The organism is Marinobacter shunpengi (genome assembly GCF_045449695.1).
Taxonomy (GTDB): Bacteria; Pseudomonadota; Gammaproteobacteria; order Pseudomonadales; family Oleiphilaceae; genus Marinobacter.
This window is the reverse complement of sequence record NZ_JBJJKZ010000005.1, coordinates 37,290-53,622: the sequence shown is the minus strand read 5'-3', so window position 1 is coordinate 53,622 and position 16,333 is coordinate 37,290. Positions and strand designations below refer to the sequence as shown.

Here is a 16,333-nt window from a genome sequence, read left to right as displayed (position 1 = left end):
GCATGGCGGGAAATACCCCGGAAACCGGGGCTGGATCACATGGAGCGGGCGGACCGACGACTTATCGACCGGTCACGGACACATCAGGGCGCGATTTCTGCCGCACTGTCTCCTAACGGGACGCCCGCTGGATATAGGTCACCGGGTTGCGGGCCTTGCCATTCTGCAAGACTTCGAAATGCACATGGGGGCCGGTGGAGCGGCCGGTGGATCCCATGGTGGCAATGGCCTGGCCCTTCTGGACCACCTGGCCAACCTCCACTTCCACGGTCTTGGCATGGGCATAGCGGGTAACCAGGCCGCCACCATGGTCAACCTCCACCAGGTTGCCGTAGCCATGGCGCTCACCGGCAAAGGTGACCACACCGGCGGCCACCGAGATAATGTCACTGCCGTCCTTGCCGGCGAGGTCCACACCGTTGTGCCAGGTACGCTTGCCACTGAAGGGATCGGTCCGATAACCAAATGGCGACGACAGCCAACCCCAGGTGATGGGCCGGCCTTCCACAAAGCGCTCGTCTTCCATGCGACGATTGGAAATCAGCGTATCCAGCAGACGCAGTTGCTGCTCCCGATCGCGGATTCGCCGGTCAAGCTGGTTGATCAGTTGCGTCAACTGGGGCGTGGTGAAGGAACGGGCCGTGCCGGCTTCCTCCTCCGGACCGCCCACCGCAGGCGCTTCATCGAAGTTGAACTCGTCAGCGGCGACGGCGCCATTGTCCACAAAGCGCTGCCCCAGGGCATCCAGCCGCAGGAGGCGGCCCTGCATTTCACCCAGCCGCAGGGTCATGGCATCCACCTGCTCGCGGGCATCCCGCTCCAGTTCCGCCAGTTGCTTTTCCTGATCCTGGAGAGTTTCATGCCACTGGGCCAGGATATAGGAGGGCACCACCGGGCGGTCGGCAACCCGTGCCATAGCCGCCTGGTAACCGGCCCAGGCACACAGGGCCACGACAGCCAGTGCGAAAGCCGCAGCCACCAGGATACCGCCAGGATGCAGCGTGAAGACTTTCGAACGACCGTGGTTCTGACCTACAAGGATGATGTTCATTGTCTCTAACCAATAACGTGTTATGAACAATCCCTGTCCCGACGACCGATTCCTTTCCCTGGCGACCCCGGAAGCGTTTACCTCCCCGGTTGGTCGTCACTCTGAAATCTGGCCTGATCATAAACCGGACGTGACCATTAAAAGGAGAAGGATGTCTTCCTTTTGGCTGTCAGGCTGTTACGCTTTGTTAACGGCCTCCAGGCCCGCCACGGACCATAGAGACCGGTTGAAGTCAGTGATACGCGGATCACTGCCACCCGAAGACTGGCTAATACTTGCACAGAAGGCAAAGCTCCCATAGCGCGGGATATACTTTAGCACCGACTGTCACGGAACTGCGCCACAAGGGACACTAGTGTATACAAACCACAGCTATCACGTCGAATTCGGAAACCGTCATGAAGACCAGACCATCACTTTCCCTTACCCCTGACAATCAGGAGCAGTCCCACCACCTGAGGGAACTGGTGGCCAGGGCGACGATGCACCAGAAGGCGGAGCAGCGGGTCCTGCAGTCCGTACCGGAGGAGCTCGCCAACGGCGTTCGCTTCGTCAGCTACCGGGACGGGGAACTGGTCCTGCAGACCGATAGTGCGACCCGGGCCAGCCAGTTACGGTTCCGGCAACAGGAAATCATGGCCGACCTGCGTCGGGAAGAAGCGTTTGAATTCGTCTGGAAACTGAAGGTGAAGGTGCGCCCCGGACGCTATTCACTGAAGAAGCCGCCGTCACCGATGACCCTCAGCAAAGAAAATGCCCGGCTCCTCGAAGAGGAGGCCGGGCACACGAAGGATAAAGCTTTACGCGAGGTTCTCGAAAAACTCGCCAGTCACGCAAGCGACCGTTCCGGCTGAGGCGTCCCGCCTCAGGCCGATGCAGCCAGCACAGGCTTCATGTAGGAGATGGGTGCGGTCGCCTCGTCATCGAAGGTAACCACTTCCCAGGCATCCTCTTCCGCCCGCAACTTGCGCAGCAGCTTGTTGTTCAGGTCATGACCGGACTTAACCCCGCGGAACTCGCCAATCAGGCTGTTGCCCAGCAGGTAGAGGTCGCCGATCGCGTCCAGAACCTTGTGCTTTACAAATTCATCATCGTACCGAAGACCGTCCTCGTTGAGGATCTTGTAGTCATCCACCACGATGGCGTTGTCAACGCTGCCGCCCAGGGCCAGGTTCATGGCGCGCAACTTCTCGATATCACGCATGAAACCAAAGGTACGGGCACGGCTGACTTCCTTCACAAACGAGGTGCTGGAGAAATCCACCGTGGCGGTCTGGGCGCGGCCCTTGAATACCGGGTGGTCGAAGTCGATGCCGAAGCTGACCTTGAAGCCCTCGAAAGGCAGGAAGGTCGCCTTCTTGTCACCTTCTTCCAGCGTCACTTCACGCTTGATCCGGATGAAGCGCTTGGCCGCTTCCTGCTCCGCAATACCCGCTGACTGCAGCAGGAACACGAAAGGACCGGCACTGCCATCCATAATCGGCACTTCGGCGGCACTGAGTTCCACGAAACAGTTGTCGATACCCAGGCCCGCCATCGCCGAAAGCAGATGCTCTACGGTTGCAACCCGGACGCCATCCTTGACCAATGTTGTCGACAGCATGGTTTCGCCCACGTTTTCCGCACAGGCACGGATCTCGACCGCCGGGTCAAGGTCAGTACGGCGAAAAACAATCCCCGTTTCCACCGGGGCCGGCCGCAGGGTCAGGTACACCTTTTCCCCGGAATGAAGGCCAACGCCGGTAGCACGAATGGTATTTTTAAGCGTCCGTTGTCTGATCATCGGTACATATTTCCTTCACAAAGGAACGATATCATCATGCAAAAAACTGCGCCGATGATACCAGAGGACGAGACTGAATACCATTTGACCAGCGATACAATGACATTATCGCCCCAAGTCTCGTCGTTCGTGAGTTTTGGGTCACAGAGCGGGCCCTTGGGCCCGCATCCTGTTAACCGCACATGCACCCAGAATATCAGTCGGCCTGACGGCGCAGGAATGCGGGAATATCGAGATAATCCACATCCTGTTCGTCGGAGTCCCGACTCTGGTCAACCGCCACATTCCCCTGGGATACGGCACGACGACGCAGTACCGCCGGGCGATCAAGCTGGTTGTAATCCGTGGTGCCATCCAGGGTACGGGTGTTGTCCACCACCTTGGTGGGTTTCTCCCGGTCGCCACCCAGGCCGGTAGCCACCACAGTGACCTTCAACTCGTCGGTCATGTCCGGATCGATCACGGTACCAACTACAACGGTAGCAGAGTCGGAGGCGAATTCCCGGACGATGTCGCCAACCTCGGAGAACTCGCCCAGGTTGAGGTCCATACCGGCGGTGATATTAACCAGGATACCCTTGGCGCCCTGCAGGTTGATATCCTCGAGCAGCGGGCTGCGAACAGCGGCCTCGGCAGCTTCCCTGGCCCGGTTTTCACCGGTGGCGCGGGCGGTACCCATCATGGCCATGCCCATCTCGGACATCACCGTCTTCACGTCGGCGAAGTCGACGTTGATCATGCCGTTGCGGGTAATCAGGTCAGCAATACCCTGGACCGCCCCCAGCAGTACATCGTTGGCTGACGCGAAGGCATCCAGCAGGCTGGTTTTCTTGCCCATGACCGCCAGCAGCTTTTCGTTGGGAATGGTGATCAGCGAGTCCACACTCTCTTCCAGCTCTCTCAGTCCGGTCTCGGCAACGCTCATGCGCTTGCCGCCTTCGAACTGGAACGGCTTGGTCACTACCGCCACCGTCAGGATACCCATCTCACGGGCCACTTCCGCCACAATGGGCGCGGCGCCGGTACCGGTTCCGCCACCCATGCCAGCGGTGATGAAGACCATATCAGCGCCCTTGATGGCATCCGCAACACGATCGCGATCTTCCATTGCTGCCTGACGACCGATTTCCGGATTGGCACCGGCACCCAGGCCTTTGGTGATATTGCCACCAAGCTGGATAATCTGTTTGGCGTCCAGGTCGTGAAGCGCCTGGGCGTCGGTATTGGCGCAGATGAATTCCACGCCTTCCACGTCGCTGTTGAGCATGTGCCGCACGGCGTTGCCGCCGCCACCGCCAACACCGATAACCTTGATCACAGCGCTCTGCTGGACATTATCGACTAGTTCAAACATTTCCCCTTCTCCTTCGTGCAGATGTTCAGCCAGTTCCCGGCTGATTGTTCTTTTCGAGATACCTTCGTGTGATGCACCTGTCTTCAGAAATGCCCGGTAAACCAGGCTTTCATACGTTCCAGCAGGGAGGGTGCATCCTCTCCCCTAAGAACGGGCCCCTGTCCCAGATCCATCTGGCGGAAGCCATGGATCAGCAACCCGACGCCAGTGGCGTAGATCGGGTTGTTGACCACCTCCGTCATGCCGGAAACGGCCTGCGGCGAGGCAAGCCGTACCGGCATGTGGAAGATCTCTTCGGCCAGTTCCACCACCCCTTCCATGGTGGAGGAACCGCCGGTAACAACGATGCCCGCGGGGATCATGTCCTCGAACCCGCTACGGCGCAGTTCCGACTGCACCAGGGTGAACAGCTCCTCGTAACGGGGCTCCACCACTTCCGCCAGCGCCTGACGGGACAGGTTGCGTGGCGCCCGGTCACCCACGCTGGGCACCTTGATGGTCTCGTCCGCCCCGGCCAGTTGGGTCAGGGCGCAGGCATACTTGATCTTGATATCCTCGGCGTTCTGCGTCGGTGTGCGCAGGGCCATGGCGATGTCATTAGTGACCTGGTCACCGGCGATCGGAATCACCGAGGTGTGGCGGATGGCGCCGCCGGTAAATACCGCGATGTCGGTAGTGCCACCGCCGATGTCCACCAGGCAGACCCCCAGCTCCTTCTCGTCCTCTGTCAGTACCGAGTGGGCCGAGGCCAGTTGCTCCAGGATGATGTCGTCCACATCCAGGCCACAGCGGCGAACACACTTCTCGATGTTCTGGGCCGCGTTCACCGCACAGGTCACCAGGTGGACCTTCGCTTCCAGGCGCACACCGGACATGCCCATGGGTTCCTTGATGCCCTCCTGGTTATCGATCACGAACTCCTGGGGCAGGATATGCAGGATCTTCTGGTCCGCCGGAATCGCCACCGCCTGGGCCGCGTCGATGACCCGGTCGATATCCGCCTGGGTCACTTCCCGGTCGCGGATGGCCACGATGCCGTGGGAGTTGAGGCTCTTGATGTGGCTGCCCGCGATGCCCGCATAGACGGAGTGGATGCGACAACCGGCCATCAGCTCGGCTTCCTCCACGGCCCGCTGTATGGCCTGCACAGTGGTTTCGATATTGACCACCACCCCCCGCTTGAGTCCTCGGGAGGCATGGGAACCAATGCCCACCACCTCGATGGTTCCATCCAGCTTGCGTTTGCCGACAATGGCCACCACCTTGGAGGTGCCAATATCCAGGCCGACAATCATGTTTTCCGTATCAACCGATGACATGCAGTTCACCAATAGCCATTCATGAATTGTTGTCCGACGCCTGGGCCAGCGGTTTCCACCGGACCGCCACCCCATTGGTGTAGCGGGCGTCAATTCGTTCCACCTGATCCGCCCGGCTGGCCAGTCGCTCGCCGTATACGGTCAGGAAGCGTTCAAACCGTTGTTCAACCTGGTCACGGCCCAGCGCCACTTCGATGCCGTTGGCCAGGGTCAGGGTCCAGGCCCCCCGTTCCTCCAGCGCAATCCCGGCGAAACCCATGCCCCGGGCCTCCAGCGCATTCGCCATGGTGCGGCCCATATCGATCACCTCCCGTGACCGCCCTTCCGGGCCCCGCAGCCTGGGTAGCCCCCCCGCCACGTCACGGTTGCCGGGCCGGAAGACTTCGCCGGTGCGACTGATCAACGCCCGGTCATTCCAGTAGGCCAGCGGCTTGTGTTCACGCACTTCCACCACCAGCCGGTCGGGCCATTCCCGCCTTACGGCCGCGCTCTCCACCCAGGGGCGCTGCTCCAGCGACACCTTGATGTCGGCCAGGTCGGTGGTAAAAAAGCTCTTGCCCAACCACTCACCGGTGTGGCGCTCCAGGGCATTGCGACTCTCGCCCTTCAGGGCCCCGACCACCTCCACGTGCATGAACTGACGGTCCATAGCGGCCAGGAGCTGGCCCGTTCCCCAGGGCACCATGGCGGTGACCAGCACCACCGCCATGCCCAGCCCAAGTTTTGTCCAGGGCACACTGCCAAACAGCTGTGCCAGTACATCCAGCAGACCCTGATCAGGCTCGGCAGACGTCGCCCCGCGCCGTTTCGGCGGCTCCGACGGTACAAACCGGCCTCTCAGCAGCATCTGCTCAAGCATCGTCGCCCTCTCCGGTTTCCAGGGTGTCCAGCAGGATCCTCACCACCAGCTCCGACATGCCGATACCCGCTGCCTGGGCCGCCATCGGCACCAGGCTGTGGTCCGTCATGCCCGGTACGGTATTCACCTCCAGCAACCAGAAACGCCCTTCCTCGTCTTCCATGATGTCGACACGGCCCCAGGTACGGCCGCCAATCACCCGGAAGGCCTCCACCGCCAGGTTCTGGATCAGGGTCTCCTGCCACTCGTCCAGCCCGCAGGGCACCCGGTATTGGGTGTCGTCGGCCAGGTACTTGGCATCGTAATCATAGAAATCGTGATCGGTGCTCAGGCCGATCACCGGCAGGGCCTTATCCTGCAGGATGCTGACGGTGTATTCCGGCCCTTCGATCCACTCCTCCACCAGTACCAGCGGATCATGGGTGGCCGCTTCCCGGTAGGCCGCGACCAGTTCATCCCGGTTGCGGACCTTGCGCACGCCGATGCTGGAGCCTTCCCGGGACGGCTTCACGCTCAGCGGGAACCTGAGGTCCGACACGATGGCACCGGCCTCGTCTTCACCGTTCATGGCCCGGAAGGCAGGCGTCGGCAGACCGCAACCGGCAAACACGAACTTGGTCCGCAGTTTGTCCATGGCCAGGGCCGATGCCAGCATTTCGCTGCCGGTATAGGGAATACCGGCCTGGGACAGGATGGCCTGCAGGGTACCGTCCTCGCCGCCACGGCCATGGAGGGCGATAAATACCCGGTCGAAGTCGGCATCTTCCACGGCTTTCAGCAGGCACCCGGTCACATCCACGGAGAACGCATCGACACCGGCATCCTGCAGGCCGCGGGTCACCGCCTGACCGCTCTTGAGGGAAACTTCCCGCTCGGCGGAATCCCCACCCATGAAGACAGCCACACGCCCCAGCCGTTCGCGGGTTTCTGCGCTGACCTTGTAGTTACGGTACCGGGACTCAGCCACGTCCAATCACTCCGTTTGCTGCCAGTTTTGCTGATACTCCGCCGATATCGCCGGCGCCCTGGGTCATAAGGATATCCCCCTCCTGCAGGATATTCCTGAGCACCCCCTCCAGTTCGCTGGCATCCTCGACAAAGATCGGGTCCACCTGCCCCCGCTGCCGGATACTCCGGCACAGGGAGCGGGCATCCGCGCCGGGCACTGGGCTTTCCCCCGCCGAATACACGTCCATCATCAGGAGGGTGTCCACGTCCGACAGTACCCGCACAAAGTCCTCATACAGGTCCCGGGTACGGGAATACCGGTGCGGCTGGTACAGCATGACCAGACGCCGGCCCGGCCAGGCGTCCCGGGCGGCGCGGATGACCGCCTCCACTTCCGTGGGATGGTGGCCATAGTCGTCCACCAGGGTCACGCTGCCCTTGCCCATGGGGTAGTCACCGTAGACCTGGAACCGGCGGCCAACACCGGCAAAACCGGCCAGGCCACGGCAGATAGCGGCGTCCGCCACGCCTTCGTCAGTGGCCACGGCAATGGCCGCCAGGGCGTTGAGTACGTTATGGCGCCCGGGCATGCGCAACTTCACTTTGAGGTCACTGAGGCCACCAGGACGCTTCACCAGGAAACGGGTGCTGAGACCGTCAGTCTCTATATCGACGGCACGGTAGTCGGCGTCTTCCCGATCGATGCCGTAGGTGATGATGGCCCGGGAAATCCGGGGCAGGATTTCCTCCACGTAGGGGTCGTCCAGGCACATCACCGCGACGCCATAGAACGGCAGGTTATGGAGAAACTCCACAAAGGTCTTCTTGAGCTGCGCCACATCGCCACCGTAGGTGTCCATGTGGTCCGCCTCGATGTTGGTCACCACCGAGATCACCGGCGTCAGGTGCAGGAAGGAGGCGTCGCTCTCATCCGCTTCCGCCACCAGATAGCGGCTGTCGCCAAGCTGGGCATTGGTGCCGGCGCTGTTGAGCTTGCCACCAATCACGAACGTGGGATCCAGGCCCGCTTCGCCAAGGATCGAGGCAATCAGGCTGGTGGTGGTGGTCTTGCCATGGGTACCGGCCACCGCAATGCCGTGGCGGTAGCGCATGATTTCCGCCAGCATCTCCGCCCGGGGCACGATGGGCACCCGCCGGCTGCGGGCCGAGGTCACTTCCGGATTGTCGGAACCGACCGCCGTGGACACCACGACCACGTCCGCCGCGTCGCTGTTACTTTCCCGATGACCGATATGGATCGTCACGCCCAGCCCCTTCAGGCGATCCGTGACCGGGCTTTCCCTGAGGTCGGAACCGGACACGTCATAGCCCTGGTTGCGGAGCACTTCGGCAATACCGCACATGCCGGCACCGCCAATGCCAACGAAGTGGATGTGGCGGATGCGGCGCATTTCCGGCACCTGGTAGACCAGGGGCGGGTTGGTTACCTCAGACATGGGCAGCCTCCAGACAGTAATTCACGACTCTCTCCGTTGCATCGGGGCGCGCCAGCGTACGGGCTGCACGTGCCATGTCAATAATGTGTTCGCGGCTCCCCAGCAGGTCCGCCAGGGTATCTGCCAGCAAGTCATCGGTCAGTTTGCGCTGGGGCATCAGCAGGGCCGCCCCGGCCTTGACCATGTAATCCGCATTGCGGGTCTGGTGGTCGTCCACCGCATGGGGGAACGGCACCAGCAACGCACCGATGCCCGCCGCGCAAAGCTCCGATATAGTCAGCGCCCCGGCCCGGCAGACCACCAGGTCGGCCCAGGCATAGGCTTCCGCCATATCCTTGATGAAGGTCTCTACGGACGCCTCCACACCGGCGCTCTCGTAGGCCGCCAGCGCCGCCTCATGGTTGCGCTCGCCACACTGGTGGCGGACTTCCGGGCGCTGTTCCCCGGGTAGTCGGGCCAAGGCGGCCGGCATCTTTTCATTGATCGCCTGGGCGCCCAGGCTTCCCCCCACCACCAGGATACGAATCCTGCCGGTGCGATCCGCCATACGCTCATCGGGGACAGGTATGGCCGCCACATCGGAGCGGACCGGATTGCCGGTACACCGGGTCACGACGCCTTCACCGAAACTCCCCGGGAAGGCTTCCATCACGGTCTCGGCCAGACGCGCCAGGATCCGGTTGGTCATGCCGGCAATGGCGTTCTGTTCATGGACCAGCAGCGGCCGGCGGGTCAGCCAGGCGGACAGGCCACCCGGCCCGGTGACAAAACCGCCCATACCGATCACGCAGTCCGGCTTTACCCGGTTCATCACCCGGAGCGCCTGCCACAGCGCCCGGATCAACCGGAATGGTGCCAACAGCAGCGCCAGGCGCCCCTTGCCCCGGAGGCCGGATACGCTGATCACCGACAGCGGGATATCGGTGTCGGCAATCAGCCGTTCCTCCATACCACCGGCGGAGCCCAGCCACTGCACCTCATGCCCCAGCTCCTGGAGCCGGCGGGCGGTTGCCAGGGCCGGGAACACGTGGCCGCCGGTACCACCGGCCATGACGAGGAAACGCCGTGGGGTCATGATGCCCCCCTCGGCCGCGGGGCTACCGTTTTGTCGTCCGTATCGGGTGACAGTTGCTGCTGACGCTCCATTTCAATGCGCACCAGGATGCCGATGCTGATACAGACCACAATCAGGCTGGATCCGCCGTAGCTCATCAACGGCAGGGTCAGGCCCTTGGTGGGCAGCAGCCCGGTATTGACCGCTATATTGATCATCGCCTGCAGGCCCAACAGCAGGGTCAGGCCATAGGCGAAGCAGGCGGCGAACCCCATGCCCTGCTTTTCCGCCTTGCGGGCGATGGCAAAGCCTGACAGCACCAACACCGCGAACAGCGCCAGCACCGCCATGGACCCCAACAGACCGAACTCTTCCGCCGTGATGGCGAAGATGAAATCGGTGTGGGCTTCCGGCAGGTAGAACAGCTTCTGGATGGAGTTGCCCAGGCCCACGCCGGACCACTCGCCGCGCCCGAAGGCGATCAGTGACTGGGTAAGCTGGTAGCCGGAGTTGTACTGGTCCTGCCAGGGATCCAGGTAACTCACCACCCGCTTGAGTCGGTAGGGCTGTGTAACCACCAGTGCAGCCCCCAGGATCACGCACACGGCGATCAACGGCATGAACCGGCTCAGCCGGACCCCGCTGAGGAAGATCATGCCCAGGGCCGCCGTCATCAATACCACGGTGGCGCCAAAGTCCGGCTGTATTACCAGCAGGGCCGACGCCAGGCCTAGCACCAGCACCGGCTTGACGAATCCCCACCAGGTGTTCACCAGTTCGTCCCGGCGGCGCACCACATACCCCGCCAGGTAGGCAATCAGGCACAGCTTGGCCACCTCGGATACCTGCACGTTGAACAGCCCCAGCGGGATCCAGCGGGTGGAACCATTGACGGTCTTGCCCAGGGGGGTAAGTACCAGCAACAGGGACGCCATACCAATGGCCAGCAACAGCCAGCCACTGCGATACCACCAGGACACCGGCACGTTGGCGGCAGCCAGTGCCAGGGCACAACCAAGGCCTGCAAACAGCAACTGACGCACGGCATAGTGGTAGCTGTTGCCCAGGTTGGCGGCAGCGGTGTCCATGGAGGCGGACGCGATCATCACCACACCCAGCATGAGCAGGGTGCCAGCACTGACCACCAGCCACGGCAGCGGCTGGGACCAGAGCCCCCGATAAACCCTTGCCGGATGAATGTTCGCCGCCTGCATCACAAGCCCTCCACGGCCAGACGGAACCGCTCACCACGGTCCTCGTAGCCGGTGAACATATCGAAACTGGCGCAGGCCGGGGACAGCAGCACCCGGTCGCCCTCATGGGCCAGGTCGGAGGCCAGGGTGACCGCCTCAGCCATGGAATGGGCGGTGATCACCTTCATGCCGCCAGCCAGCACCTCGCGGAGTCGTCCGGCATCCTGCCCAATCAGCACCACGGCCCGGCAATGTTCGGACACCGGCCGTGCCAGGGGGCTGAAGTCCGCACCCTTGCCATCACCACCGGCAATCAGGACGATCCGGTTGCAGGCGGGCGCCAGGCTGTCCAGGGCCGCCACGGTGGCCCCCACGTTGGTGCCCTTGGAGTCGTTGATGTACTCGACGCCGTTCACCGTCCGGACCGGTTCGCAGCGATGGGGCAGTCCCCGGAAGTCACGGACCGCCCGTACCATGGTCTCCAGCGACCAGCCGGCGGCCAGGCCGATGGCCAGGGCCGCCATAACGTTGCTGACGTTGTGCAGCCCCGCCAGTTTCAGGTCGGCGGTGTTCAGCAGATTGTCCAGACCCCAGGTGATCCACAGCCCATGCTCGTCCTCGCGGGTGCTGAAGGTCTCCGGGTTCACCCGGTGGAAGCCGTAACAGATGAAGTTCAGGGTGTCCCGGGCCATGGGCGTGCTCAGGGCATCGTCCAGGTTGACCACCGCATTGCGGGCGCCCCGGAAGATGCGTTGCTTGGCCTGGTAGTACGCCATCTTGGAGGGATAGCGGTCCATATGGTCGTCGCTGACGTTGAGGACCGTGGCCACCTCGGCGTTCAGTTCGTGGGTAGTTTCCAACTGGAAACTGGACAGTTCCAGGATGTACATGTCCGGCGTCTGCGCCAGCAGTTCCAGCGCCGGTGTACCAATGTTACCGCCCACGGCGGCCCTGACCCCACAGGCCGCCGCCAGTTCGCCCACCAGGGTGGTTACCGTGGTCTTGCCGTTGGAGCCGGTGATGGCAATAATCGGCGCCTGCGCCGCCTCGGCAAACAGATCGATGTCGCCCCGGATACGGGCACCCTGCTCCGCAGCCGCAGCGATGGCCGGCTCGGCAACGGCAATGCCCGGGCTGACCACCAGTTCGTTGAAGGTGCGGAACCAGTCGCTGTCGAACTCGCCGGTACGCACCTCGATGTCGGGGTAGTCGGCGCGCAATTCGTCCATTCCCGGCGGCTGGGCACGACTGTCCGCCACCGATACCTCGCGCCCGAGGTCGGTCAGATAGCGCACGCAGGAGAGCCCGGTCTTACCCAGGCCAACCACCAGTGTGCGACGATCCGATGCGATTACAGCCATGCTTGTTCCCGTTCCTATCGCAGTTTCAGGCTCGAGAGCCCGATCAGTACCAGAATCACGGTGATCACCCAGAAGCGGACAATCACCCGGGGCTCCGGCCAGCCCTTGAGTTCAAAGTGATGATGCAGGGGCGCCATGCGGAAGATCCGCCGGCCGGTCAGCCGGTAGGACCCCACCTGCAGGATCACCGAAATGGTCTCCATCACGAAGACGCCCCCCATGATGAACAGCACGATCTCCTGGCGGACGATGACCGCCACCACCCCGAGCGCCGCCCCCAATGCCAGGGCCCCCACATCGCCCATGAACACCTGGGCCGGATAGGTGTTGAACCACAGGAAGCCCAGGCCCGCGCCTACCAGGGCGCCACAGAACACAATCAGCTCCCCGCTGCCCGGCAAGTGGGGAATCAGCAGGTAGTCGGAAAACTGCGAGTGGCCGGACACGTAGGCGAATACCGCCAGCGCGCCCCCCACCATCACCGTGGGCATGATCGCCAGCCCGTCCAGGCCGTCGGTCAGGTTGACCGCGTTGCTGCTGCCGACAATCACGAAATAGGTCAGCAGGATGAACAGGACCGGCCCCAGGGTCAGGGAGACATTCTTGAAGAACGGCAAATAGAGCGATGTTTCCTGGGGCAGCGACGAGCTGTAGAACAGGGCCACCGCCGCTGTCGCGCCGATCACCGACTGCCAGAAATACTTCCAGCGGGCCGGCAGGCCCCGGGGATTGCGCTCCACCACCTTGCGATAGTCATCCACCCAGCCGATGGCACCAAAGCCCATGGTTACCGCCAGGGTGATCCAGACGTAACGGTTGTCCAGGTCCGCCCACAGCAAAGTGGTGACGGCCACCGCCACCAGGATCAGCGCCCCCCCCATGGTCGGGGTACCGGCCTTGCTGAGATGGGTCTGGGGGCCATCGTCACGCACTGCCTGCCCAATCTGGTACTGGCTCAGCTTGCGGATCATCATGGGACCGATCAGCAGGGAGATAACCAGCGCCGTGAGGATGCCGAGGATGGCCCGCAGCGTCAGGTACTGGAACACCGTCAGTTCGGTGATGTATGGCGATAGCAGTTCTGTCAGCCAGAGCAGCATGGATTGTTCACCTTTTCTTGTAACATCTTTACTACCTGGTCCATGGCAGAACTGCGGGATCCCTTGACCAGTACAGTCATGGGCCCGGTCATATGGGCCAGCAGCCATTCCACGGCCTGCTGGTGTGTGTCAAACCGACGGGCGTCGTCACCGAAACCCGAAACCAGTGCATCGCACCCTTCCGTCGTACCCACCACCAGCAGCTGTTCGATACCCTGGTTGCGGGCGTGCTCTCCCACCTCCCGATGCAGGCGATCACCCTCCGGACCAAGCTCGGCCATGCCGCCCAGTACCGCGACACGGGTGGAAGCCTCCCGGGCCAGGACATCCAGGGCCGCCTTCATGGAGGTCGGGTTGGCGTTGTAACTGTCATCGATCACGGTCACGCGGTCATTGAGGCGCTTGCGCTCAAGCCGACCGGCGGCGGGCCGCACTGCCTCCAGCCCCTGACGAACGGCGGTGTCACCGGCACCAACCGCCTCGGCAGCGGCCATGGCCAGCAACGCGTTGCAGATGTTGTGCTCACCCGGCAGTTTCAGGACCAGCGAGCGCTCACCATGGTCCGGCGTCTCCACCTGGATGGTGTAGGCACCGTCCCCGAACCGGTAACCGATGCACCGGTAATCCGCAGCGTCCCCCCGGGCACTGACGGACACCACCCGACGGTTTCCGGCGCGCTTTTTCCAGGTGCCGAAGGCCGGGTCGTCCCGGTTGAGTACTACCGTGCCGCCGTCAACGACGCCATCGATAATCTCGCCCTTGGCCAGGACGATGTTCTCGTAACTGCCGAAGCCCTCCAGGTGGGCCTCGCCGGCATTGGTGATCACCGCCACTTCAGGACGTGTGGCAGCAACGGTATGGGTGATCTCACCCACACCACTGGCGCCCAGCTCGATGACCGCGTAACGGTGCTTCGGCGACAGCCGGAACAAGGTCAGCGGTGCGCCGATGTGATTGTTCAGGTTCCCCAGGGTGGCGAGTGTTGCACCCTCATTGGAGAGGATGGCCGACAGCATTTCCTTGAGTGTGGTCTTGCCGCTGCTACCGGTGACCGCAATTACCCGGGCGTCGCTGAGCTCCCGGTTGCGGCGGGCCAGATCCGCCAGTGCCTGGATAGTGTCCGGCACCACCAGTTGCGGCAGCGCCACTTTCGCATCGGCGGTATCAACCACCGCCGCGACGGCGCCCACCTCCCGGGCGGTTTCCAGGAAGCCGTGGCCGTCAAATCGTTCGCCCCGCAGGGCAACAAACAGGTCTCCCGGCTGCAACGCCCGGGTATCGGTGCAGATATCACGGGCCGAACCGGCAGCCGCAGGCGCCTTGACACCCAGCACCCGGGCGATCTCCGCCAGGGACAACGCCCGCATCATGCAGCACCCCCATTGAGACCGAGGGCCTCCTGTACATGGGCCACATCACTGAAGGGCGTGCGCTTGCCGTTGCGCTCCTGCCAGGCCTCATGGCCCTTGCCCGCCACCAATACGACATCGCCTGGCCTGGCCATATCAATGGCAGTGCGGATGGCGTCGGCACGATCGTGGATGACCGTGGCGGATTCCCGGTTTTCCAGCCCCCGGAGGATGTCCCCCACAATGGTCTCGGGAGATTCGGTACGGGGGTTGTCATCCGTGATGATGATCCGGTCCGCGACACGTTCCGCTTCGCGGGCCATCTCAGGTCGCTTGCCGGTGTCGCGGTCACCGCCGCAGCCGAACACACAGATCAACTGGCCTGAGGTGTGGGGTCGCAGTGCCGCCAGGGCATTGGCCAGGGCATCCGTGGTGTGGGCGTAATCCACCACCACCCGCACGCCAGCAGGACCGGCAAAGCTCTCCAGACGACCAGGTGGTGGTTCAAGGCGGCTTACGGCCTGGGTCACGGTGTCCACGGACACCCCCAGACTCAACACCGCCGCCATGGCCGCCAACAGGTTGCTGGCATTAAAGCTGCCCATCAGGGGCGCGGATACGGAGAAGCTCCCCCACTGACCATCGACATCCGCCTCGAAACCGTCGGGGGACGGCACGAAGCGGGTCAGCCACAGTTCTGTCTGGGATTCGTGAAGACTGTATCGAACCCGGTCACAGAGACCATCCGTTTGTTCGTGCAGTTGGCGACCGAACGGATCATCGATATTGATGATGGCGAAATGCAGCCCTTCCCGCGCAAACAGCGAGGCCTTGGCCTGGCCATAGGCCTCCATGGAGCCGTGGTAATCCAGGTGATCCCGGGTCAGGTTGGTGAACACCGCACCGGTCATGGTGACACCATCGATACGCCCCTGGTCCAGAGCGTGGGAAGACACCTCCATGGCCACGGCTCTTGCCCCCTTGCGCGCCATATCGAACAGCGCCCGGTTCACCTCCACCACATCGGGGGTGGTGTGGGTCGATGTGGTCAGGTTGCCGGGCATACCATAGCCCAGGGTGCCAAGCACGCCGCAGGGAATGTCCGCGGCGTTCAGCAATTGTGCGATGAAGTGGCTGACGGATGTCTTGCCGTTGGTTCCGGTGACGCCAACCAGCCGCATTCGCCGGGACGGATGCTCATAGAAGCGGTCGGCAATGCGCCCCAGGTTCCGGCGCAGGGAGGGCAGCGGAACCACCAACGCCCCCTGGTACTCGTAGCAGGGGGCCGGCTCCGCAACCTCCAGGATAACCACGATAGCGCCGGCGCGGATGGCGTCGTCAACATAGTGATCCGCCGGCGTTCGACTGCCGGACAGGGCCACGAAGGCATCGCCCTTGGCCACCTGCCGGCTGTCCGTTCGCAAACCATGGATGGTGACATCAAAGACCGAAGGCACCTCAACAATGCCCTGCATCAGCGTACTCAGTGACGTCATGCACATGAA

At 62.8% G+C, this 16,333-nt stretch carries 14 protein-coding genes; 1 reads left to right on the top strand and 13 read right to left on the bottom strand.

All coding sequences use genetic code 11. The features are described 5' to 3' along the window. Positions 1-112 precede the first annotated feature (112 nt). Positions 113-1,051: a M23 family metallopeptidase gene (locus tag ACJO2E_RS01925; RefSeq protein ID WP_406961318.1), complete on the bottom strand. Its 939-nt coding sequence runs from the start codon at positions 1,049-1,051 to the stop codon at positions 113-115. 398 nt (positions 1,052-1,449) lie between these two features. On the opposite strand from ACJO2E_RS01925, the gene ACJO2E_RS01920 reads away from it, so the two are divergent. Then, positions 1,450-1,905 carry a DUF721 domain-containing protein gene (locus ACJO2E_RS01920; RefSeq protein WP_406961316.1) on the top strand — a complete coding sequence of 152 codons (456 nt, stop codon included), beginning with the start codon at positions 1,450-1,452 and terminating at the stop codon, positions 1,903-1,905. Between the two features lie 11 nt (positions 1,906-1,916). On the opposite strand, the gene lpxC is transcribed toward ACJO2E_RS01920, so the two are convergent. The 12 genes from lpxC to ACJO2E_RS01860 all read right to left on the bottom strand — a co-directional run bounded on the left by lpxC (position 1,917) and on the right by ACJO2E_RS01860 (position 16,330). Next, positions 1,917-2,834, bottom strand: a complete 918-nt coding sequence (gene lpxC, locus ACJO2E_RS01915) for a UDP-3-O-acyl-N-acetylglucosamine deacetylase (protein ID WP_406961315.1) — start codon at positions 2,832-2,834, stop codon at positions 1,917-1,919. A 196-nt stretch (positions 2,835-3,030) separates the two neighbouring features. After that, on the bottom strand, positions 3,031-4,188 hold the full coding sequence (gene ftsZ / locus ACJO2E_RS01910; protein ID WP_406961313.1) for a cell division protein FtsZ: 1,158 nt from the start codon (positions 4,186-4,188) through the stop codon (positions 3,031-3,033). An 83-nt stretch (positions 4,189-4,271) separates the two neighbouring features. Then, positions 4,272-5,507, bottom strand: coding sequence for a cell division protein FtsA (gene ftsA, locus ACJO2E_RS01905; protein ID WP_406961312.1), 1,236 nt, complete (start codon positions 5,505-5,507; stop codon positions 4,272-4,274). 19 nt (positions 5,508-5,526) lie between these two features. Continuing rightward, entirely contained in the window at positions 5,527-6,366 is an 840-nt protein-coding gene (locus tag ACJO2E_RS01900) for a cell division protein FtsQ/DivIB (protein ID WP_406961310.1), read from the bottom strand. Next, a complete protein-coding gene (locus ACJO2E_RS01895; RefSeq protein ID WP_406961308.1) occupies positions 6,359-7,333 on the bottom strand; it encodes a D-alanine--D-alanine ligase in 975 nt (324 codons plus the stop codon). The genes ACJO2E_RS01900 and ACJO2E_RS01895 overlap by 8 nt, the downstream gene beginning before the upstream one ends. Beyond that, on the bottom strand, positions 7,326-8,771 hold the full coding sequence (gene murC, locus ACJO2E_RS01890) for a UDP-N-acetylmuramate--L-alanine ligase (RefSeq protein ID WP_406961306.1): 1,446 nt from the start codon (positions 8,769-8,771) through the stop codon (positions 7,326-7,328). Before murC ends, ACJO2E_RS01895 begins: the two co-directional genes overlap by 8 nt. Then, positions 8,764-9,846, bottom strand: a complete 1,083-nt coding sequence (murG, locus tag ACJO2E_RS01885) for an undecaprenyldiphospho-muramoylpentapeptide beta-N-acetylglucosaminyltransferase (RefSeq protein ID WP_406961304.1) — start codon at positions 9,844-9,846, stop codon at positions 8,764-8,766. The genes murC and murG overlap by 8 nt, the downstream gene beginning before the upstream one ends. Further along, on the bottom strand, positions 9,843-11,039 hold the full coding sequence (gene ftsW / locus ACJO2E_RS01880; RefSeq protein ID WP_406961303.1) for a putative lipid II flippase FtsW: 1,197 nt from the start codon (positions 11,037-11,039) through the stop codon (positions 9,843-9,845). Before ftsW ends, murG begins: the two co-directional genes overlap by 4 nt. Further along, positions 11,039-12,379, bottom strand: a complete 1,341-nt coding sequence (gene murD, locus ACJO2E_RS01875; RefSeq protein ID WP_406961301.1) for a UDP-N-acetylmuramoyl-L-alanine--D-glutamate ligase — start codon at positions 12,377-12,379, stop codon at positions 11,039-11,041. The genes ftsW and murD overlap by 1 nt, the downstream gene beginning before the upstream one ends. Before the next feature lie 14 nt (positions 12,380-12,393). Next, the gene (gene mraY / locus ACJO2E_RS01870) at positions 12,394-13,479 is read right to left on the bottom strand and encodes a phospho-N-acetylmuramoyl-pentapeptide-transferase (RefSeq protein WP_406961299.1); all 1,086 of its coding nucleotides are present in this window, start codon (positions 13,477-13,479) and stop codon (positions 12,394-12,396) included. Next, positions 13,464-14,849 (bottom strand): UDP-N-acetylmuramoyl-tripeptide--D-alanyl-D-alanine ligase, encoded by a 1,386-nt coding sequence (locus tag ACJO2E_RS01865; protein WP_406961297.1) that lies wholly within the window; start codon positions 14,847-14,849, stop codon positions 13,464-13,466. The genes mraY and ACJO2E_RS01865 overlap by 16 nt, the downstream gene beginning before the upstream one ends. After that, on the bottom strand, positions 14,846-16,330 hold the full coding sequence (locus ACJO2E_RS01860; protein ID WP_406961295.1) for a UDP-N-acetylmuramoyl-L-alanyl-D-glutamate--2,6-diaminopimelate ligase: 1,485 nt from the start codon (positions 16,328-16,330) through the stop codon (positions 14,846-14,848). The genes ACJO2E_RS01865 and ACJO2E_RS01860 overlap by 4 nt, the downstream gene beginning before the upstream one ends. Positions 16,331-16,333 lie beyond the last annotated feature (3 nt).